Source organism: Streptomyces coeruleorubidus (genome assembly GCF_008705135.1).
GTDB lineage: Bacteria > Actinomycetota > Actinomycetes > Streptomycetales > Streptomycetaceae > Streptomyces > Streptomyces coeruleofuscus.
Window position 1 is genome coordinate 4,272,059 of the sequence record NZ_CP023694.1, and the last position, 24,224, is coordinate 4,296,282.

Genomic DNA, 24,224 nt, shown 5'->3' on the forward strand with positions numbered 1-24,224 from the left:
GGCGAGCACCCCTCAGGCCCGTTCGGGCTCAGATCTGGTTCTCGCCGCCGTCGACGTACAGGTTCGCTCCGGTCATGAAGCCGCTCTGCCCGGAAGCGAGGAACGCCACCACGTCGGCGACGTCGTCCGGGTGTCCGATCCGGCCCAGCGGGACTCCTGCGGCGAACTGTGACTTGGTGACGGGCGCGTCCCCCGTAGCCAGGGCGTCGAGTCCGGGCGTGTCGATGGTGCCCGGGGAGACCGCGTTGACCCGGACACCGCGGTCCTTGAGCTCGTTGGCCCAGGTCCGGGCGAAGGACCGTATCGCCGCCTTGGAGGCCGCGTACGCGCCGAACGCCGCGACACCGTCATCGGCGCGCACCGAGGAGTTCAGGATCACCGACGCGCCGTCGTTGAGCAGCGGCAGCGCCTTCTGCACCGTGAACAAGGTGCCCCGGACGTTGACGCCGAACGTCTCCTCGAAGTGCTCCTCGGTGACCTGCTCCAGCGTCGCGAACGAGGTGGCGCCGGCATTGGCGAACAACACGTCCAGACCCCGGCCCCGGGCGCGGACCGCGGCGTAGAGCCGGTCCAGGTCGGCCAGGTCGGAGATGTCACCCACCACCGCGGTGGCCCCCGCCGGGCCGATCTTCTCGACGGCCGCGTCCAGCACGTCCTTGCGCCGGCCGGTGATGAACACGTGCGCGCCCTCGGCTGCCAGCCGGACGGCGGTGGCCAGGCCGATCCCGGTGCCGCCGCCGGTGACGACGGCGGTCTTGCCCTCACACTGCCCCATGCCGATGACCTCCATGAATTTCCGTACCGATCGATACCGAACGGGACCGTAGCACATCTGCACCGATCAGTACGGAAGAGGTATGATCGGCCGCATGGAGACACGGCGGAAGGCACCGATCGGCCGGCCGAGGGGTTTCGACGCCGAGGAGGCCCTCGAACGCGCCATGCGGGTCTTCTGGGAGCAGGGCTACGAAGGCGCCAGCCTCACCGATCTGACCAACGCCATGGGCATCACCCGCACGAGCATGTACGCGGCCTTCGGCAACAAGGAGGACCTGTTCCGCAAGGCCCTGGAGCGCTACACCGAAGGCCCCGCCTCGTACGGGGCCCGGGCCATGCGGGAACCGACCGCCCGGCAAGTGGCCGTCGCCTTCCTCAACGGCTCCGTCCGGGCCACCACCCGCCCCGGCTGCCCCGCCGGGTGCCTAGGCGTCCAGGGATCTCTCGCCGCCGGAGCTCAGGGAAGCCATGCCCGCGACGCCCTCGCCGCCTGGCGCAATGAGCACACCTCCCTCCTGCGCGACCGGTTCCGGCGAGCCGTCGACGAGGGCGACCTGCCCGCCGGCACCGATCCCGAGCTGCTCGCCCGTTACCTCATGACCGTGGCCAACGGCATCGCCGTCCAGGCCGCCGGCGGCGCCACCCGCGACGCCCTCCAGCAGGTGGCCGACATGGCCCTGCGGGGCTGGCCTTCTGCCTGACGGGACCGACCTCAGCCGTCGATGTCGAGCGCCGTCCCGTACAGCCGGTCCACGTGCAACCGGACGACCACCCGCCGTTCGGCCACCAACTGCTCCAGGAACGCGCCCTCGTCCTCCGGCCTGGCCCGCTCCGGGATGATCCCGAGCAGCTCCCGCCCGACCTCGTCGCCGGGAACCGTCGTGACCTCGGAAACCTCCGCCTCGCCCTCCGCGACGGCGAACGACCACACGTCACCGCCCTGCACATGCAGCGCCGCGCGCGGATTGTGCCGCAGCTGCCTGACCTTGACGCGGTCGGCCGTGGTCGAGAACCGCACGATCCGGGCCTCGGGGTCCCAGCCGTAGACCATGGTGGTCAGATGGGGCCGGCCGTTGCGCTTCACGGTGGCGAGAGTGCCGAACTGCTGCTTGCCGAGCAGGTCGGAGAGGGCTTCGTCGGACAGCGGGCGGGGTGCGGGACCTTGAGTCATGATCAGGTCAACTACGCCTGCCAGTGCGGGAATTCCCCGGCCGTCGTCCGGGGCTCCATGTGGAGGCGGGCATAGGGTGGCTCGGCAGGGGGTGGCGTGAACATGGAGAACGGGATGGTGGCCGTCCCGCCAGGGCGGGTGACGCTGTCCGACCGGCGGACTCAGCGGAGTTGGGCGGTCGAGGTCGCGCCCTTCCGGATGTCGGCGTTCCCGGTCACTCAGGCCTGGTACGCCCAGGTCACCGGTGAGCGGCCGAGTGCCGCTCACGGTGAGCGGCTGCCCGTCGAGGGCGTGTCATGGTGGGACGCGGTCCGGTTCTGCAACGCGCTGTCCCGGGCGGAAGGGCTGACGCCCGTGTATCGCCTGTGCGGTGAGTCCGAGTCGGTCGGCCGGGACGTCTCCGGTGACGGGTACCGGCTGCCGAGCGAGGCCGAGTGGGAGCACGCCTGCCGGGCCGGGAGCGGTGGGCCGCGGTACGGGCGGCTCGATGAGATCGCCTGGTATCGCGGCAACTCGCAGGAGCGGATCCGTTCCGTGGGCGGCAGGCAGCCCAACGCGTGGGGCCTCTACGACATGCTGGGCAATGTCTGGGAGTGGTGCTGGGACGTCTACGACGCCGAGGTCTACGGCACCTACCGGGTGCTGCGGGGCGGCGGCTGGGCCGACGAGCACTGGAGTTGCCGCGCCTCCGTACGGCGCCGTAGTCATCCGACGTTCCGGATCGACGACGTGGGGTTTCGCGTGGCGCGGGCGCACCGGCCGCAGTGAACGCGTCCCCCTCGCTCTAGCCCTCCAGCCCCGCACCCTCCGGCGCCGCCTTCTTCCGGCGGCCGCGGCCCCGGCCGACCTGGGTCCGTACGGCCCCCATGCTCGCCGCGATGACGAGGGCGATCGCGGCGGCCTGCAGGGCCGTGAGGGCCTGGTCGAGGAGGAGGAAGCCGGCCGCCGCGGCGATGGCCGGTTCCAGGCTCATGAGGATCGCGAAGGCGGAGGCGGGCAGGCGGCGCAGGGCGAGCAGTTCGAGGGTGTAGGGCAGGACCGAGGAGAGCAGGGCCACCGCCGCGCCCAGGCCCAGCGTCACCGGGTCGAGCAGCTTCGTGCCCGACTCGGCGATGCCCAGGGGCAGGAACAGCACCGCCCCCACCGCCATCGCCAGTGCCAGGCCGTCCGCCTGCGGGAAACGGCGGCCCGTACGCGCGCTGAAGATGATGTAGGACGCCCACATGGCGCCGGCCCCCAGGGCGAAGGCCACTCCTGCGGGGTCGAGGCCGCTGAAGCCTCCCCCGCCGAGGAGGAAGACACCGGCGAGGGCGAGTGCCGCCCAGACGACGTTGATCGCGCGGCGGGACGCCAGGACCGAGAGGGCGAGCGGTCCGAGGACCTCCAGGGTGACCGCGGGGCCCAGTGGGATGCGGGCGACCGCCTGGTAGAAGAGGCCGTTCATGGCGGCCATGGTGATGCCGAAGACGACGACCGTGCCCCAGTCGGTGCGCGAGTGTCCGCGCAGCCGCGGGCGGCAGACCAGCAGCAGGACGACCGCCGCCACGAGCAGCCGCAGCGCCACCACCCCGAGGGCGCCCGCCCTGGGCATCAGCATCACGGCCAGCGCGCCGCCGAACTGCACGGAGATCCCGCCCGCGAGCACCAGGCCCACCGGACCGAGGGAGCCCAGCCGGCCCGGCCCGGCCGCCGGTGCGGCGGCAGCGGCGGTGGTCGCGGGCGGGGGCGTGGTGACGGCGTCGGGGGTGGTCACGGGCGGTCCTGTGCTCGGCTCGGCTGCGTACTGGGGCTGCGTACGTACACCGTCTTGCACACTCGTATGCAACACGCTGTACTTTCCAGTCCAGAGTAATGGACTCGGTCAGGCGCGTAAACCGCTTATGCCACTGTCTCGGAATGCGGGCTGTCAGCGGCGGGCGAGGTACAGGTTCAGCGCCTTGTACAGCAGCCGGTTGAGCGGGAAGTCCCACTCGCCGAGGTACTCGACGGCCTCGCCGCCGGTGCCCACCTTGAACCGGAGCAGGCCCAGCAGGTGGCTGGACTCCTCCAGGGTGTCGGTGATGCCGCGCAGGTCGTAGACGGCGGCGCCCAGTTCATGGGCGTCCGTCATCATGCGCCACTGCACGGCGCTGCTCGGCTGGACCTCGCGCCGCCGGCTGGTGGAGGCGCCGTAGGAGTACCAGACGTGGTCGCCGACGGTCAGCATCGTCGCGGCGGCCAGCACCTCTCCGTCGTGGTGGGCGAGGTAGAGCCGCATCCGGTCCGGGTGCTCGGCCGTGAGCGCGCTCCACATGCGCTGGAAGTAGGGAAGCGGACGCGGGAGAAAGCGGTCCCTCTCGGCGGTCTCGGAGTACAGCTCGTGGAAGGCCGGCAGATCCTCGTAGCCGCCCCGCACGACCTTCACGCCGGCCTTCTCCGCTTTGGTGATGTTGCGCCGCCACTGCTGGTTCAGGCCGCCGCGGATGTCGTCCAGCGATCGTCCGGCGAACGGCACCTGGAAGACGTACCGGGGCTGTCCCGCGGCGAAGCCGTCCTCGCCGCGGGGTTCGGTCTGCCGCCAGCCCATACGGCGCAGGGTGTCCGCGACCTGGCCGGCACGCGGTTCGAACGACGTCGCCCGCACGTCGCGCAGCCGCCGGGCGGCCGGGTCCGCGATCGCCGCCTTGACCGCCTCGGCACTCCAGCGGCGCACCACCACCGGCGGGCCCATCCGCACCGCGAAGGCGCCCCGCCGTCCGAGATGGGCGACCATCGGCTCCAGCAGGCGTTCGAGACCGGGCTCGTGCCAGTCGATGAGCGGGCCCTCGGGCAGGTACGCCAGGTACCGGGGCAGCCCGGGCAGCTTCGGCCCGGGCAGCGGGCGCAGCAGCACCAGTCCGGCGCCGACGAGCTGCCCGGCACCGTCGAACCAGCCGAGGCTCTCCGCCCGCCAGTCGGGCTTCACCTCGCCCCAGGACGGGAGCTGCGTGTGACTGGCGGAGGGGCGGGCCGAGACGAACGCGAGATGCTCGTCACGGGTGATCGGCTGGACGCGGACGCTCATGCGCGGGCTCCTTCGAGTGGCTGGTGCCGTGACTCTAGGAGCGGCTCCGCCCCTCCCCCCGCTCAGACACTCGGGTCCGCCCGTCCCGTGGCCCGAACGCCTCAAGTGCGTCCACGTCACTCGCGCGGGCGTTGAGGTACTCGTCCGCCCAGGCGGCGATGTGCGGGTACGCGCACTCGGCGGTCAGCCGCGCGATCGCCGTGGGGATGTCGTACGGCGTGACGCGCAGATCGGTGCCCGGGCCCAGCAGGCACCAGTGCGCGCCGGGGCGGCCGTACGGCATGCCGACGCTGCCCGGGTTGACCACCAGGCGGCCGTGGGCCAGACGGGCGTAGGGCATGTGGGTGTGGCCGCACACCACCGTGCGGATGTCGTCGTCCAGGCCGGTGAACACCTCCGCCCAGCGGGCCGGGCGGGAGTCGACCAGGACGATCTCCTCGTCGTCGCGGGGTGTGGCGTGGCAGAAGAGGACCTTGCCGTGGCCGGGGACGGTGAGGGTCAGGGACGTGGGCAGGGAGTCGAGGAAATCGACCTGGCCGGCGGTCAGCCGGTGTGCCGCGTACGGGGTGATCGTGTCGGGGAAGCGGTCCCGCCCGCCTCTGCGGATCTCGACCAGCTCGCGGTCGGCGTTCCCCGCGACCCACAGCACGCGGTCGCCCTGCGCCCGCAGCAGCTCGATGACCTCCCCCGGTTGCGGGCCGGCCGCGATGTCGCCGGTGAGCACGACGCGCTCGGCGGCGGCCACGTCCGGCTCGGCGAGCACGGCCTCCAGGACGGGGAGGACGCCGTGGATGTCGGACAGTACGGCCACCCGCCCCGGTTCAGCGCTCGCCCTCCGGGTCATTGCCTGCTCCTTCCTCCCATGCCGCCGCCAGGACCTCCGCCAGGTGCCTCCCCCGCACGCCCGCCAGCTGCTCCAGCTGTGTGCGGCAGGAGAAGCCGTCCGCCAGGACCACCGTGCCGTCCGGGGCGTCCCGTACCGACGGCAGGAGCTGTTCCTCCGCGCACGCGGTGGACACCTCGTAGTGGCCCTTCTCGAAGCCGAAGTTTCCCGCGAGGCCGCAGCAGCCGCCGCTCAGTTCGCCGGAGAGCAGAGCGGCTTGACGCAGCCGGCGGTCGGCGGCGTCGCCCAGCACCGCGTGCTGGTGGCAGTGGGTCTGGCCGGCCACCGGGCGGTCCACGCGCGGCGGTGTCCAGTCGGGGGCGTGGCGTTCGAGCGTCTCCGCGAAGGTGAGGACCTTTGCGGCGAGGCGGGCCGCGCGCGGATCGTCGTGCAGCAGCTCGGGGACGTCCGTGCGGAGCGCCGCGGCGCAGCTCGGCTCCAGGACCACGACCGGGGCGTCGGTCTCCAGCACCGGCTCCATCAGGTCGAGCGTGCGGCGCATGACCGCTCGGGCGCGGTCGAGCTGCCCCGTCGACACGTACGTCAGCCCGCAGCAGACACGGCCCCGGCCCCGCAGCAGGGACAGCGGGTCGAGCGCGACCGTCCTCCCGTCACCCACCGGCGGTTTCGCCAGACGCACGGTCGGCGGCAGCGCCACCCGCAGCCCGGCCGCCTCCAGCACGCGGACGGCGGCCCGTCCGACGGCCGGTGAGAGGTGCTCGGTGAAGGTGTCGGGCCACAGCACGACGAGATCCCCGCGCCCGGTGGGTGTCCTCTCCCCCCGCCGCCGCTCCCACCACCGGCTGAACGTCCGTGTCGCCAGTCGCGGGATCTCCCGCTCCGGTGCGATCCCGCCCAGCCGTTTCGCCGCCCGGGCGAGCGGCCGTACCGCGGTCAGGGCGTTGACCAGCGCCGCCGTACGCGTGCGTGCCACCACGCGCAGCCACTCGGGGAGCCGGCCCATGCTGTGGTGCGCGGCCGGGCGGCGCCGTCCCTCGTAGTGGTGGTGGAGGAACTCCGCCTTGTACGTGGCCATGTCGACCTCCACCGGGCAGTCCGACCGGCAGCCCTTGCAGGACAGGCACAGATCCAGCGCGTCCCGCACTTCCGTGGAGCGCCAGCCGTCGGTCACCACCTCACCCGCGAGCATCTCGTGCAGCAGCCGGGCACGCCCGCGCGTGGAGTGCTCCTCCGCGCCGGTCGCCCGGAAGGACGGGCACATGACGGCCGAGCCGGACACCGATGCCGTACGGCATTTGGCGACGCCCACGCAGCGCCGTACCGCCGCCGAGAAGTCACCGCCGTCGGTGGGGTAGCCGAAGGCGACGTCGACGGGCTCGCGGGGGAGGACGGAGAAGCGCAGGTCGGCGTCGAGGGGCGCGGGGCGGACCAGCATGCCGGGGTTGAGGAGGTCGTCGGGGTCCCACACCCCTTTCACCCGCTCGAACAGGCCCACCATCTCGCGCCCGTACATCTTCGGCAGCAGCTCCGCCCGCGCCTGCCCGTCCCCGTGCTCCCCGGACAGCGACCCGCCGTGCGCCACCACCAGTTCCGCGAGCTCCTCCGAGAAGCGCCGGAAACGGGCGATGCCGGGCCCCGTCAGCAGGTCGAAGTCGATACGGACGTGGATACAGCCGTCCCCGAAGTGCCCGTACGGCGTGCCGCGCAGCCCGTGCGCGCCGAGCAGCGCGCGGAAGTCCCGCAGATACGCCCCGAGCCGGGCGGGCGGCACCGCACAGTCCTCCCACCCCGGCCAGGCTTCACTCCCATCGGGCATCCGGGTCGCCGTACCGCTCGCGTCCTCCCGGATCCGCCACAGCGCGCGCTGCCCCGCCGGGTCGGTGACCACCAGGGCGTCCACGACATCGGCCGCCCGCACGATCGCCTCCGCACGCGCGCGTGCCTCCCCGGCCGACTTCCCGCCGGTCTCCACGAACAGCCAGGCCCTGCCCCGTGGCAGCGCGGCCGCGGACGGCACCAGGTCCGCCGCCATGCCCTCCACCGTCAGCGGGCCGAACGGCAGCAGCCCGGCGGCCGCCTCCGCCGCCCCGCTCTCGTCGGCGTAGCCCAGCACGGCCAGCGCACGCGCGCGTGGTGCCTCGACCAGTCGTACGACCGCCTCCGTCAGCACGCCCAGCGTGCCCTCCGAACCGCAGAAGGAGCGGGCCACGTCGGCGCCCCGCTCGGGCAGCAGGGCGTCCAGCGCGTACCCGGAGATGCGGCGGGGCAGCTCCGGGAAGCCCGTGCGCAGCCGGGCCAGTTCGCCGTCCACCAGCTCCCGCAGACCGTCCGGGGCGCCGGCCCAGTCCTGTCCGAGCCGCAGCCGCCGCCCGCGCGCGGTGACCACGTCCAGCTCGCGCACGCTGTCCGCGGTCGTCCCCCACGCCACGGAGTGCGAGCCGCACGAGTTGTTGCCGATCATGCCGCCGAGCGTGCACCGGCTGTGGGTGGACGGATCCGGCCCGAACCGCAGCCCGTGCGCAGCGGCCGCCTCCTGGAGCCGGTCGAGCACGAGCCCCGGCTGCACGACGGCCGTACGCGCCTCGGGATCCAGGGTGACCAGCCGGTTCATGTGCCGGGTGAAGTCCAGGACGACACCGGTGCCGGTGGCCTGCCCGGCGATGGACGTACCCCCGCCGCGGGCGACGACGGGCACGCCGTGCTCCCGGCAGACGGCCAGCACGGCGGCCACGTCGTCGGCGTCCACGGGGGCGACGACCCCACGAGGGACCCTCCGGTAGTTGGACGCGTCCATGGTGACCAGCGCCCGGGAGGTGGCATCGAACCCGACCTCGCCGCGGACGGCCCCGCGAAGCTCCGCCTCAAGATTCGCCATGGCACCTACTCAACACCGTCTCACCCGACGGACGACGTTTCGCCCGTGTTTCTGTGAACGGCTACGCTCCCCTTCGTGGCTGAGATCCGGATTCCCTCTGACATCAAGCCCGCGGACGGTCGTTTCGGCGCGGGTCCCTCCAAGGTGCGGACGGAGGCGCTGGACGCCCTCGCCGCCAGTGGCACCTCCCTCATGGGCACCTCCCACCGCCAGGCTCCTGTCAAGAACCTGGTCGGCAAGGTGCGTGAGGGCATCCGCGAGCTGTTCCAGCTCCCCGACGGTTACGAGGTGATCCTCGGCAACGGCGGCTCCACCGCGTTCTGGGACGTCGCGACGCACGGCCTGATCGAGAACAAGTCGCAGCACCTCAGCTTCGGCGAGTTCTCCTCCAAGTTCGCCAAGGCCGCCAAGCTCGCCCCCTGGCTGGCCGAGCCGGACGTCATCTCCTCCGACCCCGGCACGCACCCCGAGCCGGTCGCCGAGGCGGGCGTCGACGTCTACGCCTTCACCCACAACGAGACCTCGACCGGTGTCGCCATGCCGATCAAGCGCGTGGCCGGCGCCGACGAGGGCGCCCTGGTCCTCGTGGACGCCACTTCCGGCGCCGGCGGCCTGCCCGTCGACATCGCCGAGACGGACGTCTACTACTTCGCCCCGCAGAAGTCCTTCGCCTCCGACGGCGGCCTGTGGATCGGCGTCTTCTCCCCGGCCGCGATCGAGCGCGCGGAGCGCGTCCACGCCTCCGGCCGGCACGTCCCCGAGTTCTTCTCGCTGCCGACGGCGATCGACAACTCCCGCAAGAACCAGACGTACAACACCCCGGCCCTCGCCACGCTGTTCCTCCTCAACGAGCAGCTCGAGTGGATCAACGGCCAGGGCGGCCTGGACTGGTCGGTCCGCCGTACCGCCACGTCCGCGCGGACGCTGTACGGCTGGGCCGAGGACGTCAAGTTCGCGAACCCGTTCGTCACCGACCCGGCCAAGCGCTCCCAGGTCATCGGCACGATCGACTTCACGGACGAGGTCGACGCCGCCGCCGTCGCCAAGGTCCTGCGCGCCAACGGCATCGTCGACACCGAGCCCTACCGCAAGCTCGGCCGCAACCAGCTCCGCGTCGCGATGTTCCCGGCGATCGACCCGGCGGACGTCGAGGCCCTCACGAAGTGCGTCGACTACGTGATCGAGAAGCTCTGACCCTTCTCGCGTACGTGACCGAGGGCGCCCTGCCTGTGCGGGGCGCCCTCGTTCGTACTCAGGCAGCCGCGCCCCTGCCGAACACCTCGAACAGCCGGGTCAGGCTGTCCTCCGCGTAGCCTTCCGCCGACGCGCGCCGGAACGCCTCCAGCACCGCGGCGGGCAGCGCCGGGTCCACGCCCGCGTCCCGAGCCGTGTGCACGACGTGTTCCATGCTCGCCACGGCCATCGAGATCCGCTCGACGTCGCCGGAGTGCCGCCCCGCCTCGATCCGCGGTGTGTAGAAGTCGAGGAACTGGCCCATCCCGCCCAGCGTCTGCGCCGCGTACGGCGTGATCTCCGAGGCGCTGATGCCGTTCGCGTCCGCCAGCGCCAGCGTGTGCAGCCAGGCGGTCAGGGTGGTCCAGAAGAGGTCCATCTGGAGCTGGTAGTAGAGCGCGGCCAGGCCCGGGTCCTCCCCGCGGTAGTCGGTGCCCGTGATGACCTTCAGAACGTCCTCGTACCGCTCGAAGAGGTCCCGCGGGCCGCTGTAGAAGGTGTCGAACTCCGGCGAGCCGATGCCGGACGGCGGTGTCTGGACTCCGCCGGTGAGGTGACGCGCCCCGTGCTCGACCGCCCAGGCAGCCCCCTCGCGGGCCCTCTCCGGGGTGTCCGAACTGAGGTTGACCAGGACCCGGCCCGCCAGTGCCGCGGTGGCGGGCTCCAGGATGGCGTACATCGCGGCGTAGTCGGTGAGACTGAGCACCACCACCTCGCCTGCCGCCAGTGCCTCCTCGACGGTGGCGGCGCGCAGCGCGCCCCTGGCCATCAGTTCGTCGGCGCGGCTCGGGGTGCGGTTCCAGACGGTGACGTCGTAGCCGGCGTCCAGGTAGGCACCGGCCATCGCGCGGCCCATGGGACCGAGACCGATGACGGTGACGGAGGAGACGCCGGACGAGGCCTGCGTGACAGAGGGACTCACAGCGGACGGGCTCACAGCGGACGGACTCACAGAAATCTCCCCGGGGATCACTGAAACGGCGACTAGAACGAACGCTCTATCCAGAGTGGAACCTAGCATGATGACTAGAGCGATCGCTCTAATTCGGTAAAGTGGCGTCGTGAAGACCAAGGCCCCGCACGACCTCGAGACCGCCGGCACCCGCGAGCGGATCGTCCGCACGGCCTCACGGCTGATGCAGCGCCAGGGCTACGAGGGCACCGGCATCAAGCAGATCTCCCGCGAGGCCGGAGCGACGCTCGGCTCGGTCTACCACTTCTTCCCCGGCGGCAAGCAGGAGCTCGGCACGGCCGCGGTACGGCTCGGCGACGAGGAGTTCACCGAGTTGCTGCGAGAGTTTCTCGACGCGGAGCCGGACCCGGCGAAGGCCCTCGTCGCGCTCACCGCCTCCCTCGCCCAGGGCCTGCGCGAGTCCGACTGGCTCGACGGCTGCCCGGTCACCTCGACCGTCGTCGGCACGGCGGCCGGCGCGCCCGGCATCCAGCAGGCGGCGGCCGAGGCGTTCGCCCGCTGGCGGGCCGTGGTCGCCGGGAAGCTGGTCACCGCGGGGTTCGCCGAAGCGGACGCGGAGGATCTGGCCCACACGGTGATCGCCACACTGGAGGGGGCCGAACTGGCGTCCCAGGTCGCCCGCAGCGAGACTCCGCTGGAGGCGGCGGGACGGCATCTGGCGCGTCTGATCGCGACGTACGGAGGCAGCGTCCGCACGTGACGACGCAAGGGGCGCCCGGCAGGTACCGGGCGCCCCTCATGTCACGTCAGGCGGTTCAAGCAGGCACGCTCAGACCACGGACCCCAGGATCCCGCGCAGGGTGTCGCCGACCGTCGCGGCCGACTCGGGCGCGCTCGGCGTCTTCTGCGCCGAGGCCTGCGGCTTCGGGTCGGGCAGCTTCTTGCAGACCGCGTCGGCCACGCCGCTGCCCTGCGGCACCTTGCCGCTGGTGAGGTACGTCGCCAGGTGCTTGTCGAGGCAGGCGTTGCCGCTCAGCGAGATGCCGTGGTTGCCGCCGCCCTGCTCCACCACCAGGCTGGAGCCGCGCAGCAGCCGGTGCATGGTGACACCGCCCTGGTACGGGGTGGCCGCGTCGTCCGTCGCCTGGAACAGCAGCACCGGCGGGAGCTTGGTGTTGGAGACGTTCACCGGCTTCAGCGACTTCGTCGGCCAGAACGCGCACGGCGCGTTGTACCAGGCGTTGTTCCAGGCCATGAACGGCGCCTTCTCGTACACCGCCCAGTTGTCCTTGCGCCACTGCTTCCAGTCGCGCGGCCAGGACGCGTCACGGCACTGGACCGAGGCGTAGACGCTGTAGCCGTTGTCGCCGGAGGCGTCGATGGCGGCGATGTTGTCGTACGCCTTGACCAGCGCAGCGGTGTCCTTCTTGTTGACGTACGCCGCGAACGTCTGGGCGAGGGTGGGCCAGTAGGCGTTGTTGTAGCCGCCGGGTATGAAGATGTCCTCCAGCTCGGAGGCGCCCACCTTGCCGCCCGCCGGCTTCTTGGCCAGGGCCGCCCGCATGGCGTACCACTTGGCCTCGATCTTCGCCGGGTCGGTGCCGAGCTTGTACGTGGAGTCGTACTTCGCGATCCACGCCATCAGCGCCTTGTGGCGCTTGTCGAAGGCGTAGTCCTGCTTGATGTTGGCGTCGTACCAGACCCCGGTCGGGTCGACGATCGAGTCCAGCACCAGGCGCCGCACGCGCTCGGGGAACAGCTTGCCGTAGACCGCGCCGAGGTAGGTGCCGTACGAGTAGCCGAAGTAGTTGATCTTCTTGGCGCCGAGGGCCTTGCGGATCGAGTCCATGTCCTTCACGGCGCTGACCGTGTTGATGTACGGCAGGACGTCGGCGTACTTCTTGCCGCAGGCCTGGGCGAAGGACTTGGCGCGGTCGAGGTTGGCCTTCTCGATGGCCGGGGTGCTGGGTACGGAGTCGGGGCGCACCGGGTCGAAGTGGCCCGGCTTGCAGTCCAGCGCGGGCTGGCTCTTGCCCACCCCGCGCGGGTCAAATCCGACGACGTCGTACTGGGCGGCGACCTCCTTGGGCAGGGAGGACGCGACGAAACCGGCCAGCGTCAGGCCGCTGCCGCCGGGGCCGCCGGGGTTGACCAGCAGCGGTCCCTGGAACTTCTTCGCGGTGTGCGGCACGCGGGACAGCGCCAGCGTGATCTTCTTCCCCTGCGGCTTCGCGTAGTCGAGCGGCACCTTCACCGACGCGCACTGGAGCGTCGGGTAGTCCTCCGTGCCGCACTTCTTCCAAGTGACCTTCGCGGCGGCGGTGTTCGCGGAGTGCGACGCGCTGGCGTTGGCGGGGACGGCGGTGAGTGTCCCGGCCAGTACGACAGTCGCGCCGCACAGGACGGCTGCGCTTCTTCTCATGGAGTTCTCTCAGAACGGTGAGGGGGGTCAGGACCGCGTGTCACACGGTCCGTGCCGCATCGTTTCGGAAGAGCACGCCATGCACGTACGTATTCGACCAAGACTTGACCGAATCGAGTCATCCCCCGCGCTCAAACCCTCCAAAAGGAGGGGTAGTTGGACTATCGCGAACCACGCAGGAGGAGCGTCGGACGCGACGAGAGGGGCGCCCGGCAACCACCCAAGCGCCCCTAGGGCGTCAGAGGCCCGCGAGGGGCGGGAGGAGGCCTGTGCTCTGGTCCTGCCCTCCCTGCGCCGCCTCGCCGTCGCACCGGGCCTCCGTCGTGGGGTTCTGAGGCCCGAACAGAACAGTCCAGACGAGCCCTTCGACCCGCTGCCGCTCAGCGCGGGACGTGTGGCACGAGGAACTCTTGCCCTCGCCACGGTCCGGCGGCGGAGCGGAGTGGGCCGATACGGGTGCGGCGGAGGTCAGGGCTGCCGCGAAAACGATGACAGCCGCACCGGCCGAGTGCGCGAGGGATCGGGGCATACGGTGCAATCGTGGAGTTTTCATGATCACACCTTGAGTGGGAAAACGCCCGGGAGGAAGGCTGGCGGCCCTTCAACCGAACAACTCAACCCGATTGTGCGACGCGCCGACGAGGCTCGAGCAGGCGGGCGCGGGAAAGAGCCACGTCAGAACGCATCGGGGCCTCCGTGAACCGGAGAGCCATCCGGCGTAGGGGGTCTGCGCCGGTGCCGCTCGCCGCCGGGGCTCGCTCACCTCCGGGGGGTGGAGGGCTGGGGAGGCAGCATCACGTCTCCACTGCGTTTGAGCCGCTGCCAGGGCAGTCGGTAGCCGTTGACCGCGGTCAGGCAGGCCTGGGTGAGGACCAGATACATCACCTGGCGGTAGACCACCTGCTGGAGAGGAAGCGCCCACAGGGGCCGGAGCCTCTCGCCGTCGAGATGGAAGGCGTACACGGCGCAGACGGCCTGCACCGCCAGCACACCGCACCAGGCCAGCACAGTGGTGCGCGGGTTCCCGAACACCAAACCGTAGACGGCCAGTATGTCGATCAGCGGGGCGAGCAAGGGGGTGAAGATCTGGAAGACGGCCAGCAAGGGCAGACCGAGGCGGCCGAAGTGGCCCGCGGGGCCACGCTCGAGCAGCGCGTGACGGTGCTTCCACGTGGCCTGCATCGTGCCGTAGCTCCATCGGTAGCGCTGGCGCCACAGTTCCCGCAACGAGGACGGCGCCTCGGTCCAGGCGAGTGCGTCCGGCGCGTAGCGGACCTCCCACCCGGCCCGGTGCAGGGCCATGGTGATGTCGGTGTCCTCGGCGAGGGTGTCGGCACTCATCATTCCGGCGTCCCGCAGGGCCTCGGCGCGGAACGCCCCCACGGCACCGGGAATGGTGGGCAGGCAGCGCAGCAGGTCGTACATGCGGCGGTCGAGGTTGAAGCCCATGACGTACTCGATGTGCTGCCACCGGCCGAGCAGCCGCCGGCGGTTGCCGACCTTGGCGTTGCCCGCGACGGCGCCGACGCGGGGGTCGGCGAACGGCTGGACGAGGCGGCCGACGGTCGAGGGGGCGAAGACGGTGTCGGCGTCCAGCATGACGATGAGGTCGTGGGAGGCCCGCAGGACCCCGGTGTTGAGGGCGGAGGGTTTGCCGCCGTTGGGCCGGCGGATGACCGTGACGTTCGCGAGGGCGAGTGACTGTGCGATGTCGGCGGTGCCGTCACGGGATCCGTCGTCCACGACGATGATCTCGACGGGGTGGTCGCTGGCAGCGAGGGAGCGGAGCGTCTTGGCGATGCACAGCTCCTCGTTGTAGGCGGGTATGACGACGCTGACGGGCTGGGTGACGGGCTCGTGCCGGCCGCTGCGGGGGCGCCGTTGACGGCGGGCGTGGTGGCGGGCCAGGACGAGCAGGAGCACACATCGTGCGAGGACGAGCGAACCGACCATCAGCAGCAGCACGCTGACGGCCGACACCGCTGCCCCCGACACGGTCACAGCGGCCACGAAGATGCGGCCACTCCACCGGTCCGCCGTGTCGACGGGGCTGGTGAAGCTGTCGGTGCCGACGAGATCGGCGAGGGTGGTGAAGCGATAGCCCTGTGCCTTCAGCCGGGGGATCAGGGTCTTGAGGGCTTCGACAGTCTGTGATCTGTCCCCTCCCGCGTCGTGCAGGAGGACGACCGCACCTCTGCCCGCCGCGCTCGGTGTGGCGGCGTCGGCGATCGCCCGGGCGCCCGGCCGCCGCCAGTCGTTGGTGTCCTGGTCGATGAACGCCAGGACGTAGCCCTTCTCGCCCAGGCGCTGGGCCACGGACCACGCCCTGGCGTCGAGGGCGGAAGGGGTCGAGGAGTAGGGCATCCGCATCAGTGACGTGTTGATGCCCGCGGCCCCTGCGAGGGCGAGTTGGGTCAGCGCCAGTTCACGGTCGACGGCGCTCGCGGACTGGGTGGTCAGGTCCCGGTGGGAGAAGGTGTGCACGCCGATCTCGTGTCCGGAGCGGACCACACCGCGCAGGACTTCCGGGTGCCGGCTGGTCTGCTGCCCGGTGACGAAGAAGGTGCCGGGCGTGCGGTGGTGGTCGAGAACGGCCCTGATGCGGGGTGTCCAGATGGGGTCGGGGCCGTCGTCGAAGGTCAGGACGACGGTCTTGTCCGGTGTGTGATACGTCCGCAGGTGATCGTCGGTGGTGTCGACGACCGGGCCGCCGTCGGCGATCCTGCGGGGGACGCCGGTGGCCGGTCCTCCGCTGCGCCCTTCCTGGTCACCGGCGAAACCCCTGGTGGTGTACCCCTCCACCAGGAGGACCGAAGCGACGAAAGCCAGCAGGACGAGGGGAACGACGATACGGAAACGGTGCCGCGGCGACAGGGGCGCTCGCGTCCGCCGCGGGCCGGGCGGCCTCCATGAGCGGCCGCGTGACCGGTCAGGACGCCGCCGCATCAGGGGGCCTCGGCCACCGATGGGTCGGGGGGCGGAGGTTCTGCCACGGCACCGGGCGGTGCCGCGGGACTGGTCGCCGGCCCTGTGGGCTGAGGGGCGGGTGGCGGCGCCGGCGCCGGAGGCTCAGGTGCCGGTGAGGCCGGTGGCGGCGCCGGCGCCGGGGGCTCAGGTGCCGGTGAGGCCGGTGGCGGCGTCGACGCCGGGGGCTCAGGTGCCGGTGAGGCCGGTGGGGGCGAGGCGGGAGTGCTGCCCGTGCCGGGGGCGGGAGCGGGAGGGGCATCGGTGGCCGTGGGCTGCTCCGGTGAGAGTGGCGCTTGTGTCGTTGGTGCCTGTGGTCCTGGTGTGTCAGGAGGTGCCGGTGTGCTGCTCTGCGGGTTGCGCAGAAGGGGCGGAACAAGGGGAGGGCCGGGCGTGGTGAGCTGCGGAACGATCAGGTCGCTCGGGCCGGCCGCGACCGGAGGGCCGTCCGGCGGCGTGAGGGGCGTCCGCTCCGGAGAGCGGGGTTCCGGTGCGGCGGGCGCCGCTATGTCACCGGGCAGGATCGCCCCCGGCGCGAAGGGCGTTGCTCCCATCAGGCTCATCCCCAGCACCACCATGTAAGTGGCCGCGCAGGCGGCCAGCCCGTAACCGGTGCGCCGCAGATTCCGCGCACGCCGACCGGAGGCATCGACGAACACAGGGAGGCTCGGATCGCTCGACGATTCCTGTCCCGTATGTTCGGTCTTGGCACGATTAAGCACCATATGACTTAGAGTACGCCCGCCGCGGGGCGGGCCGGCATGGAATCTTCCGCATCTTCCGCATCAGCAGAGGCAACTCCCGGCGAACACCCTGGTCAGGTACATGGCCATACGTCAGGTGCTCCGGGGGCGCCGACGAGCACCGGGCGCCCCCGTCACACCGACGTCATGCCGCCGTGCACGTCACACTCGGCGCGGCCCCGCCCCCGGGAGTGCCTCCGAGGCCGAAGCTCGCCGAACCCCCCGCCGGCACGCTCCCGTTGTGTGCGGCGTTCACAGCCGTCACGCTCGTCCCGCTCTGCGTGTACGACGCGTTCCACATGCTGGTGATCTTCTGCGCACCGCTCCACGCCCACGTGACCTTCCAGGACTTCAGCGGCGTACTGCCCGTGTTGGTCACCTTCACCTCGGCGTTGAAGCCGCCGCCCCAGTCGCTGCTCACCGCGTATGCGGCGGTGCAGGCGGGCGTGCCACCGGGGCCACCCGGACCGCCGGGATCCGGCCCGGAACCGCCCCCCTCGAACCCCGGCGCCTTGATCGCCTCGAGGTACCCGTCCTTCGCGGTGTCCACCGTCTGCCAGTCGTCCTTGAGGATGCCCCCGGTGTCACCCGAGTTGGGGTTCCAGGACCAGAACGTCCAGTGGAAGCTGTCGGCGCCGTACGCCGACGTCGACCGCAGGTACGTCACCAGCGCGGACAGCCACTTCTGGTCCACCGCCGGCTGGAGCGTCGTACCGAACTCGCCGAGCCACACCGGCGCGATGTTCTGCTTGAAGACGTAGCCCCAGTACCGGTCCCAGACCTCCGGCATGTTGGCGGGGAAGGACGGGTCGCCGAACCACGGCTGCTGGGCGACCGACGTGGCGTAGTCGTGGGCCGAGTAGACCAGCCGGTCCGGGACGTCCAGCTGGACCGGGTGCTGGGCGACCCCCATGAGGTTGCCGCCCCACCAGCCGTTGGCGCCGTTGTACGACTGCACGCCCTCGACCATGATCAGCAGCTCGGGGTTGACCGACAGGACCGCGTTGCCCGCGCGCTGGGCGGCCAGGCGCCAGTCCCGGGCGGTGTCGCCGCAGCCCCAGCAGGCGGGGTCGCGGGGCTCGTTGTGCAGGTCGATGCCGATCACGGTGGGGTTGCCCTTGTAGCGGGCCGCCAGGGACTTGAGGTTGGCGATCCAGGTCGACTCGGGGACCGACGCCGTGTACCAGAGCGCCGACTGGCCCGCCGCGTCCGGGCGGTGCCGGTCGAGGACGATCTTGAGGCCGGCCTGCCCGGCGTAGGCCACGATCCGGTCCAGGACCTGCAAGGACGTCAGCCCGCGCAGGTCGGTGTTCTTGCCGTCGTGGTTGATGCTGCCGGGCATGGTGCCGGGCTTGAGGATGTCGTCGCTGTAGGGCATCCGGATGGTGTTGTAGCCCAGCGACTTCATCTGGTCGATCATGCTCTTGTAGTCGCGGGCCCACAGCCCGTGGGCGACGTGGATGTCGGTCTCGAAGCCGAACCAGTTGACGCCGGCGATACGGACCGGCTGTCCGGCCGCGTCCAGGATCTGCCGGCCGCTGGTGTGCCAGTAGCCGGCGCCGGCCTGCGCGCCGACGTCGGCGTGTGCCGACGACTGCGTACCGGCCAGGGGTAACAGGAGCGCCGCGGCGACGCACAGCGCTCTTCGCAGAGTGCGGAACATGGCTGCTTCCTCTCGGGGGAGGCGCGGCCCCGGAACATGGATGGGAGCGCTCCCATGCGCGCCGCGCACCTCCCAGGAAACTGACGCCGCATGAGCACGTCAAGCCTCTGGGAGGTGCGCGTTCCGCTCGGACGACAGGGCCTAACGGCTCAGCTTCTTGAACCGCCGCACCGCCAGCGGCAGGAACACGAGCGTCAGGATCACCGGCCACACCCCCGCCATCAGCAGCGCGTGCTGCTCGACCCAGGTGTCACCGCCGACCGGCGTGCCGAACAGCTCGCGGGTCGCCGCCGCCGTGGAGGAGATCGGGTTCCACATCGCCACCCAGCCCAGCCAGTCGGGCATGAGCTGCGGGGCGACCATGATGCTGGAGATCATGGTCAGCGGGAAGGCGACCGCGAACAGGCCGCCCGCGGCCTCCGGGTTGGGCACGAGCAGACCGAGCCACACACCGATCCAGATCAGCGCGAACCGCAGCCACAGCAGCAGCCCGAACGCGCCGAGGAAGCCGAGACCCCCGTCCGGCCGCCAGCCCATGGCGAACGCGGTGAGCATCATGATCGCCAACTCGGCGCAGGCGGCGATCAGATCGGTGACCCCGCGCCCGGCCACCACCGCGGAGGAGGCCATCGGCATGGAGCGGAAGCGGTCGATGACGCCCTTGGTGGAGTCGTAGACCACGAGGGTCGCCGTGTTGATGAAGCCGAACGCCATGGTCATCACGAACATGCCCGGCATCAGGAAGTCCTTGTAGTCCCCGCCGCCCGGCACCTTCATGGCGCTGCCGAAGACATAGCCGTAGAGCAGCACGGACAGGATCGGGAAGCCGAGCTGCCAGGCGATGTTGACGGGCTGGCGCTGGTAGTGGGTCAGACCGCGGCGGACGATGTTCCAGCAGTCGGCGAGCAGCCAGTACACGCGGCCGCGGTCGCTGCGCGCGGTCAGGTCGAGGGTGGTCACGCCGCCTCCTTGGCTTCCGTGTTTTCCGTGCGGTGTCCGGTCAGGCGCAGGAACACGTCGTCGAGGCTGGGCCTGCGCAGCCCGATGTCCTCGACGCGGACGCCCTCGTCCTGAAGAGTCCGCGCCACCTCCGTGAGCGCCGTGACCCGGTCGGTGACCGGGGCGTGCACCCGCGCCTCGGTCTCGTCCGCCTCGGGTTCGCCGTCCGCGACCCGGGCGACCACCTTCACCACCCGCGGGATCTCGGCCCGCTCGGCGACCACGACCTCGATACGGTCGCCGCCGACCAGGTTCTTCAGCCCGTCCGGGGTGTCGTCGGCGATGGCCCGCCCCTGGTCGATGACGGTGATGCGGGAGGCGAGCTTGTCGGCCTCCTCCAGGTACTGCGTGGTCAGCAGCACGGTCGTGCCGCCCGCCACCAACGCCCGTACGGACTCCCAGACCTCCCCGCGGCTACGGGGGTCGAGACCGGTCGTCGGCTCGTCGAGGAAGAGGACGGCCGGGGCGAGGATCATCGACGCGGCGAGGTCGAGGCGGCGCCGCATGCCGCCGCTGTACTTGCCGACGCCCCGGTCGCCGGCGTCGGTCAGGTCGAACTGCTCCAGCAGTTCGGTCGCCCGGAGCCTGGCCCGCCTGCCGCCCAGGTGGAACAGCCGGCCGAACATCTCCAGGTTCTGCCGGCCGGTGAGCACCTCGTCCACCGCCGCGTACTGCCCCGTGAGTCCGATCCGGGCCCGCACCTCGCGCGGCTGCCGGGCCACGTCCAGCCCGGCGACCGTCGCCCTGCCCCCGTCCAGCCGGACCAGCGTGGACAGGATGCGGACGGCGGTGGTCTTGCCCGCCCCGTTCGGCCCGAGCAGGCCGTGCACCGTGCCCTCGCCCACCGCGAGGTCGAAGCCGTCGAGGGCGCGTTTCTCGCCGTACCGCTTCTCCAGCGCCTCGGCCCGCACCGCGTATCCGTCCATGCCGCCCCTCCCGTGTGCTCGTGCCCTGCCTCCGGCACCAAACTGAGTACAGCGTACCCGATTACGCGTACGCCGTACCCAGTTTTTCTTCGGGGACCTAAGCTGGGCTCCATGGAGAGCGGCACGAGCAGGACGAGCGAGACGGGCGGTACGGGTCGTGCGGGCAGCACGGAGACCAGCGGCAGCGGCGATATCGCCCGCACCCTCGAACTGCTGTGGGACACCGGCCGGCGTCCCAGTCGAGGCCCCAAGCCGACCCTGACCCTGGACCGGATCGTGGAAGCGGCCGTCCAGATCGCGGACGCGGAAGGTCTGGAGGGGCTCTCCATGCGCCGCGTCGCCGCCGAACTCGGGACCGGCACCATGTCGCTCTACCGGTACGTCCCGGGCAAGGGCGAGCTGCTCGACCTGATGCTGGACCGGGTCCAGCGCCCCTCGGAGAACCCGGCCGACCTCGGCGACGGCGGCTGGCGCGCCGCCCTGGAGGCCATGGCCCGCGAGACCCTCGCCCTCTACCGCCGCCATCCCTGGCTGCTCCAGGTCAACCAGTCCCGCCCGATCCTCGGCCCGAGCGCCATGGACGGCATGGAGAAGGTCCTCACCCTGATCCGCCCGATGGGGCTGACCGATCCCGAACTGGTCTCCGCGATCATCATGATCGACGGGTACGTCGTCGGGGCCGCGCGCTCGCAGCTCTACCAGCAGGAGGCGGAGCGCCGGACGGGCCTGACGGACGCGGAGTTCTGGCGGGCGCAGGTGCCGATGCTGGAGAAGGTCCTGGCCTCGGGCCGCTACCCGGTGATGGCGTCGCTCTCCGAGGACACGTTCGGGCCCGACTTCGACCACTTCGGGTTCGGACTCCAGCGGATCCTGGACGGGTTGGAGGTACTCGTGGCGCAACGCCGGGGTGAGTCGGCTCCGTAAGCCGTCACCTCCGGCTGCTGGTTGCGCCGCCTCCCGCCCGCTACCTCCGCCGCCTCAGCCCGCGCAGACCGAGCAGGGCGGCGCAGGCCACGGCCACGGCGATGGCCCCGGTCTTGAGGTTGCCGCCGAGCCCGTCGTCGCTGTCGCCCTTGCCCTCCGCGGCCGGACTCCCGCTGCCGGAGGAGGAGCCGGAGCCACCGGGCGCGTCCTGTCCCTCCACCGAGCTGTCGGCCCCCTCGGCGCCGTACATGAGCCGCGTCCCGTCGGCGGTGTACGTGACGGACTCGCCCTGCCCGAGGAACGGCACGCCGAGCCGCTCCTTCCGCTTGATCTTCCCGCCGTTCCAGTCGTACGCGATCGCCCCGAAGTAGCTGCGGACGACGAGGCGTTCGCCGTCCGGGGAGAGCGTGGCGTCGGTGGCTTCCAGGTCGGGCACGGCCGCGACGGGCCGGAAGACGTTCGTGCCCGAGGCGGAGAGCTCGGCGGGCCCCTCGTACAGGTGACCGCCCTGCTCGTTCTTGTCGAGGATGTAGACGCGGCCGGTCTTGGGGTGCACGACGAGGGACTCGGCGTCGCGGGCCCCGTCGGAGTACTTCACGACGTACTGGGTGGCCCGGATCGTCTGGTCCTTCAGCGTCTTCGGCTCGGGCAGCTCGTAGATCCACACGTGGGGCCAGCCGCCGCCGAGGTTGTCGCCGATGTCGCCGACGTAGAGCCGGTTGTCCGGGCCGACGGAGATGGCCTCGACGTCCCGGGGCGTGCCGACGCCGGTGAGCGTGAGGCGGGCGACGGTCTCGCCCGTGCTGCTGTCGACGGCGTAGATGTAGGGGCCGTCGTCGCTGTCGTTGTGCGTCCAGTAGATGCCGGGGTGGAGGCGGGAGGCGGCCAGACCGCTGGATTCGGTGATGCGTGGGTCCTTGATCGTGAAGTCCTCGTCGCCGTCGGCGGCGGAGGCGGGCACGGCGAGGGCGCCCACGAGGAGGGCCGCGGCGAGGATGACGAACGGTCGGCGCATGCCCCAAGCCTGCCATCCCGGGTGTGCGTAGTCGGCCCGTCGCGGCGCCGGGCGCGATCTTCAGCCACCGCGGCGGGCGTTGAGCCGGGCGGCCTGGCGCGTCAGGTGACCGCGCTCGGCGAGGTTGGGTGCCTTCTGGGCGGCCTCGGCGTACAGCCGTGCCGCCGTCGCCAGGTCGCCGTCGCGCTCGTGGAGGTATGCCGCCACCGCGGTGTGGCGGGGCAGTGAGTCGTCCAGCGCCGCGAGCGCCGCCAGGCCGGCGCGCGGTCCGTCGGCCTCACCGACGGCGACCGCGCGGTTGAGCCGGACGACCGGGCTGTCGGTCAGTCGCGTGAGCTCGTCGTACCACTCGACGATCTGCACCCAGTCAGTCTCCGCGGCGGTGGGCGCGTCGGCGTGGAGGGCCGCGATGGCGGCCTGGGCCTGGAACTCCCCCAGCCGGTCGCGGGCGAGGGCCGCCTGGAGGATCCCGACGCCTTCGGCGATCAACGCGGTGTCCCACCGGCCGCGGTCCTGCTCGGCGAGCGGCACCAGGCTGCCGTCGGGCGCGGTCCGGGCGGCACGCCGGGCGTGGTGGAGCAGCATGAGGGCGAGCAGCCCCGCCACCTCGGGGTGGTCGATCGCGGCCGCGAGCTGCCGGGTGAGCCGGATGGCCTCGGCGGCGAGGTCGACGTCGCCGGAGTAGCCCTCGTTGAAGACCAGGTAGAGGACGCGCAGCACGGTGGCGACATCGCCGGGCTGGTCGAACCGCACGTCGGAGACGGTGCGCTTGGCCCGGCTGATGCGCTGCGCCATGGTCGCCTCGGGCACCAGGTAGGCCTGGGCGATCTGGCGGGTGGTCAGCCCGCCGACGGCGCGCAGCGTGAGCGCGACGGCCGACGACGGCGTCAGCGACGGGTGGGCGCACAGGAAGTAGAGCTGGAGCGTGTCGTCCGCCCCGGGCGCGGGCCCGGGCGCCGGCTCCTCGTCGACGCGGTCCTCACGCCGGCGGCGGGCTACGTCGGCGCGCGTCGCGTCGAGGAACTTGCGCCAGGCCACGGTGACCAGCCAGCCCTTGGCATCCCGCGGAGGGTCGGCGGGCCAGACCCGGAGCGCCTCGACGAGCGCGTCCTGCACGGCGTCCTCGGCCGCCGCGAAGTCGGCTCCGCGGCGGACGAGGACGGCGAGCACGCTCGGCGTGAGGCTCCGGAGCAGGGCCTCGTTCATCAGAGTCGTCACTCGGTGATGGTGGGGGTCACGCCGTAGAACGGGCGCAGTTCCAGCCACTCGTGGATCGGCTTGCCGCCCGCACCGGGGGCGGCCGACAGCTCCCCGGCCAGCTCGACGGCGCGCTCGTAGCTGTCGACGTCGATGATCATCCAGCCGGCGATGAGGTCCTTGGTCTCCGCGAACGGGCCGTCGGTGACCGGCGGGCGCCCCTCGCCGTCGTAGCGGACCCATGCTCCCTCGGGGGCGAGTGCCTGACCGTCGACGAACTCGCCGGTCTTCTCCAGCCGGGCCGCGAAGTCGTTCATGTACTGCATGTGCGCCGAGATCTCCTCCGGGCTCCACTGGTCCATCGGCACGTTGTTGACCGGAGCCGGGGCGCCGCGGTAGTGCTTCAGCAGCAGGTACTTGGCCATGGTGTTCTCCTCGGAGCTGGTGCGACCCATTGTGGTCGCCTTCACCCCCGGGACGGAGCCGGACGCGGGTTCTCGACATCACCGGCCGAT

At 71.6% G+C, this 24,224-nt stretch carries 20 protein-coding genes; 5 read left to right on the forward strand and 15 right to left on the reverse strand.

Annotated elements, in window-relative coordinates; translation table 11 throughout:
• Window positions 1–28: 28 nt before the first annotated feature.
• Window positions 29–775, reverse strand: coding sequence for an SDR family NAD(P)-dependent oxidoreductase (locus tag CP976_RS19635; protein WP_150481563.1), 747 nt, complete (start codon window positions 773–775; stop codon window positions 29–31).
• A 94-nt stretch (window positions 776–869) separates the two neighbouring features.
• Between CP976_RS19635 and CP976_RS19640 the strand changes: the two genes are divergently transcribed.
• Window positions 870–1,478 (forward strand): TetR/AcrR family transcriptional regulator, encoded by a 609-nt coding sequence (locus CP976_RS19640; RefSeq protein WP_150481564.1) that lies wholly within the window; start codon window positions 870–872, stop codon window positions 1,476–1,478.
• 11 nt (window positions 1,479–1,489) lie between these two features.
• Here the strand turns inward: CP976_RS19640 and CP976_RS19645 are convergent, their stop codons facing one another.
• Window positions 1,490–1,948: a pyridoxamine 5'-phosphate oxidase family protein gene (locus CP976_RS19645; protein ID WP_150481565.1), complete on the reverse strand. Its 459-nt coding sequence runs from the start codon at window positions 1,946–1,948 to the stop codon at window positions 1,490–1,492.
• 102 nt (window positions 1,949–2,050) lie between these two features.
• Here CP976_RS19645 and CP976_RS19650 point away from each other — a divergent pair, with 102 nt between their 5' ends.
• Window positions 2,051–2,716, forward strand: coding sequence for a formylglycine-generating enzyme family protein (locus CP976_RS19650; protein ID WP_150485413.1), 666 nt, complete (start codon window positions 2,051–2,053; stop codon window positions 2,714–2,716).
• A 16-nt stretch (window positions 2,717–2,732) separates the two neighbouring features.
• Here the strand turns inward: CP976_RS19650 and CP976_RS19655 are convergent, their stop codons facing one another.
• From CP976_RS19655 to CP976_RS19670, 4 genes are all read right to left on the reverse strand, one after another.
• The gene (locus CP976_RS19655; protein WP_150481566.1) at window positions 2,733–3,701 is read right to left on the reverse strand and encodes an EamA family transporter; all 969 of its coding nucleotides are present in this window, start codon (window positions 3,699–3,701) and stop codon (window positions 2,733–2,735) included.
• Between the two features lie 153 nt (window positions 3,702–3,854).
• Window positions 3,855–4,991 (reverse strand): lipid II:glycine glycyltransferase FemX, encoded by a 1,137-nt coding sequence (locus CP976_RS19660; protein WP_150481567.1) that lies wholly within the window; start codon window positions 4,989–4,991, stop codon window positions 3,855–3,857.
• Between the two features lie 34 nt (window positions 4,992–5,025).
• Window positions 5,026–5,835 (reverse strand): metallophosphoesterase family protein, encoded by an 810-nt coding sequence (locus CP976_RS19665; RefSeq protein ID WP_150481568.1) that lies wholly within the window; start codon window positions 5,833–5,835, stop codon window positions 5,026–5,028.
• Complete coding sequence (locus tag CP976_RS19670; protein ID WP_150481569.1) at window positions 5,813–8,710, reverse strand: FAD-binding and (Fe-S)-binding domain-containing protein; 2,898 nt, start codon at window positions 8,708–8,710, stop codon at window positions 5,813–5,815. Before CP976_RS19670 ends, CP976_RS19665 begins: the two co-directional genes overlap by 23 nt.
• 75 nt (window positions 8,711–8,785) lie before the next feature.
• On the opposite strand from CP976_RS19670, the gene serC reads away from it, so the two are divergent.
• Complete coding sequence (serC, locus tag CP976_RS19675; RefSeq protein ID WP_150481570.1) at window positions 8,786–9,904, forward strand: phosphoserine transaminase; 1,119 nt, start codon at window positions 8,786–8,788, stop codon at window positions 9,902–9,904.
• A gap of 58 nt (window positions 9,905–9,962) precedes the next feature.
• Here the strand turns inward: serC and CP976_RS19680 are convergent, their stop codons facing one another.
• The gene (locus CP976_RS19680; protein WP_268250145.1) at window positions 9,963–10,865 is read right to left on the reverse strand and encodes an NAD(P)-dependent oxidoreductase; all 903 of its coding nucleotides are present in this window, start codon (window positions 10,863–10,865) and stop codon (window positions 9,963–9,965) included.
• Between the two features lie 139 nt (window positions 10,866–11,004).
• Between CP976_RS19680 and CP976_RS19685 the strand changes: the two genes are divergently transcribed.
• The gene (locus tag CP976_RS19685) at window positions 11,005–11,616 is read left to right on the forward strand and encodes a TetR/AcrR family transcriptional regulator (protein WP_150481572.1); all 612 of its coding nucleotides are present in this window, start codon (window positions 11,005–11,007) and stop codon (window positions 11,614–11,616) included.
• Window positions 11,617–11,685: 69 nt separating this feature from the next.
• On the opposite strand, the gene CP976_RS19690 is transcribed toward CP976_RS19685, so the two are convergent.
• The 5 genes from CP976_RS19690 to CP976_RS19715 form a co-directional block, all read right to left on the reverse strand.
• On the reverse strand, window positions 11,686–13,278 hold the full coding sequence (locus tag CP976_RS19690; RefSeq protein WP_150481573.1) for an alpha/beta hydrolase: 1,593 nt from the start codon (window positions 13,276–13,278) through the stop codon (window positions 11,686–11,688).
• Window positions 13,279–14,037: 759 nt separating this feature from the next.
• Window positions 14,038–16,224 (reverse strand): bifunctional polysaccharide deacetylase/glycosyltransferase family 2 protein, encoded by a 2,187-nt coding sequence (locus CP976_RS19700; RefSeq protein ID WP_150481575.1) that lies wholly within the window; start codon window positions 16,222–16,224, stop codon window positions 14,038–14,040.
• 906 nt (window positions 16,225–17,130) lie between these two features.
• Entirely contained in the window at window positions 17,131–18,648 is a 1,518-nt protein-coding gene (locus CP976_RS19705; RefSeq protein WP_150481576.1) for a cellulase family glycosylhydrolase, read from the reverse strand.
• Window positions 18,649–18,789: 141 nt separating this feature from the next.
• Window positions 18,790–19,608, reverse strand: a complete 819-nt coding sequence (locus tag CP976_RS19710) for an ABC transporter permease (RefSeq protein ID WP_086844436.1) — start codon at window positions 19,606–19,608, stop codon at window positions 18,790–18,792.
• The gene (locus tag CP976_RS19715; RefSeq protein ID WP_150481577.1) at window positions 19,605–20,573 is read right to left on the reverse strand and encodes an ATP-binding cassette domain-containing protein; all 969 of its coding nucleotides are present in this window, start codon (window positions 20,571–20,573) and stop codon (window positions 19,605–19,607) included. Before CP976_RS19715 ends, CP976_RS19710 begins: the two co-directional genes overlap by 4 nt.
• Before the next feature lie 111 nt (window positions 20,574–20,684).
• Here CP976_RS19715 and CP976_RS19720 point away from each other — a divergent pair, with 111 nt between their 5' ends.
• A complete protein-coding gene (locus tag CP976_RS19720) occupies window positions 20,685–21,497 on the forward strand; it encodes a TetR/AcrR family transcriptional regulator (protein WP_150481578.1) in 813 nt (270 codons plus the stop codon).
• Between the two features lie 40 nt (window positions 21,498–21,537).
• Here CP976_RS19720 and CP976_RS19725 read toward each other — a convergent pair whose 3' ends face one another.
• The 3 genes from CP976_RS19725 to CP976_RS19735 are packed head-to-tail and all read right to left on the reverse strand — an operon-like array spanning window position 21,538 to window position 24,134.
• Window positions 21,538–22,512: a WD40 repeat domain-containing protein gene (locus CP976_RS19725; protein WP_150481579.1), complete on the reverse strand. Its 975-nt coding sequence runs from the start codon at window positions 22,510–22,512 to the stop codon at window positions 21,538–21,540.
• Between the two features lie 60 nt (window positions 22,513–22,572).
• A complete protein-coding gene (locus CP976_RS19730) occupies window positions 22,573–23,718 on the reverse strand; it encodes an RNA polymerase sigma factor (RefSeq protein ID WP_150485414.1) in 1,146 nt (381 codons plus the stop codon).
• An 8-nt stretch (window positions 23,719–23,726) separates the two neighbouring features.
• Complete coding sequence (locus CP976_RS19735; RefSeq protein WP_086844440.1) at window positions 23,727–24,134, reverse strand: YciI family protein; 408 nt, start codon at window positions 24,132–24,134, stop codon at window positions 23,727–23,729.
• Window positions 24,135–24,224 lie beyond the last annotated feature (90 nt).

What these genes read in the sequence shown, in the direction of transcription:
- CP976_RS19635 (WP_150481563.1), bottom strand. Translation starts at nt 775, where the DNA reads ATGGGGCAGTGTGAGGGCAAGACCGCCGTCGTCACCGGCGGCGGCACC.
- CP976_RS19640 (WP_150481564.1), top strand. Translation starts at nt 870, where the DNA reads ATGGAGACACGGCGGAAGGCACCGATCGGCCGGCCGAGGGGTTTCGAC.
- CP976_RS19645 (WP_150481565.1), bottom strand. Translation starts at nt 1,948, where the DNA reads ATGACTCAAGGTCCCGCACCCCGCCCGCTGTCCGACGAAGCCCTCTCC.
- CP976_RS19650 (WP_150485413.1), top strand. Translation starts at nt 2,051, where the DNA reads ATGGAGAACGGGATGGTGGCCGTCCCGCCAGGGCGGGTGACGCTGTCC.
- CP976_RS19660 (WP_150481567.1), bottom strand. Translation starts at nt 4,991, where the DNA reads ATGAGCGTCCGCGTCCAGCCGATCACCCGTGACGAGCATCTCGCGTTC.
- CP976_RS19665 (WP_150481568.1), bottom strand. Translation starts at nt 5,835, where the DNA reads ATGACCCGGAGGGCGAGCGCTGAACCGGGGCGGGTGGCCGTACTGTCC.
- CP976_RS19670 (WP_150481569.1), bottom strand. Translation starts at nt 8,710, where the DNA reads ATGGCGAATCTTGAGGCGGAGCTTCGCGGGGCCGTCCGCGGCGAGGTC.
- CP976_RS19690 (WP_150481573.1), bottom strand. Translation starts at nt 13,278, where the DNA reads ATGAGAAGAAGCGCAGCCGTCCTGTGCGGCGCGACTGTCGTACTGGCC.
- CP976_RS19700 (WP_150481575.1), bottom strand. Translation starts at nt 16,224, where the DNA reads ATGCGGCGGCGTCCTGACCGGTCACGCGGCCGCTCATGGAGGCCGCCC.
- CP976_RS19705 (WP_150481576.1), bottom strand. Translation starts at nt 18,648, where the DNA reads ATGTTCCGCACTCTGCGAAGAGCGCTGTGCGTCGCCGCGGCGCTCCTG.
- CP976_RS19715 (WP_150481577.1), bottom strand. Translation starts at nt 20,573, where the DNA reads ATGGACGGATACGCGGTGCGGGCCGAGGCGCTGGAGAAGCGGTACGGC.
- CP976_RS19720 (WP_150481578.1), top strand. Translation starts at nt 20,685, where the DNA reads ATGGAGAGCGGCACGAGCAGGACGAGCGAGACGGGCGGTACGGGTCGT.
- CP976_RS19725 (WP_150481579.1), bottom strand. Translation starts at nt 22,512, where the DNA reads ATGCGCCGACCGTTCGTCATCCTCGCCGCGGCCCTCCTCGTGGGCGCC.
- CP976_RS19730 (WP_150485414.1), bottom strand. Translation starts at nt 23,718, where the DNA reads ATGAACGAGGCCCTGCTCCGGAGCCTCACGCCGAGCGTGCTCGCCGTC.
- CP976_RS19735 (WP_086844440.1), bottom strand. Translation starts at nt 24,134, where the DNA reads ATGGCCAAGTACCTGCTGCTGAAGCACTACCGCGGCGCCCCGGCTCCG.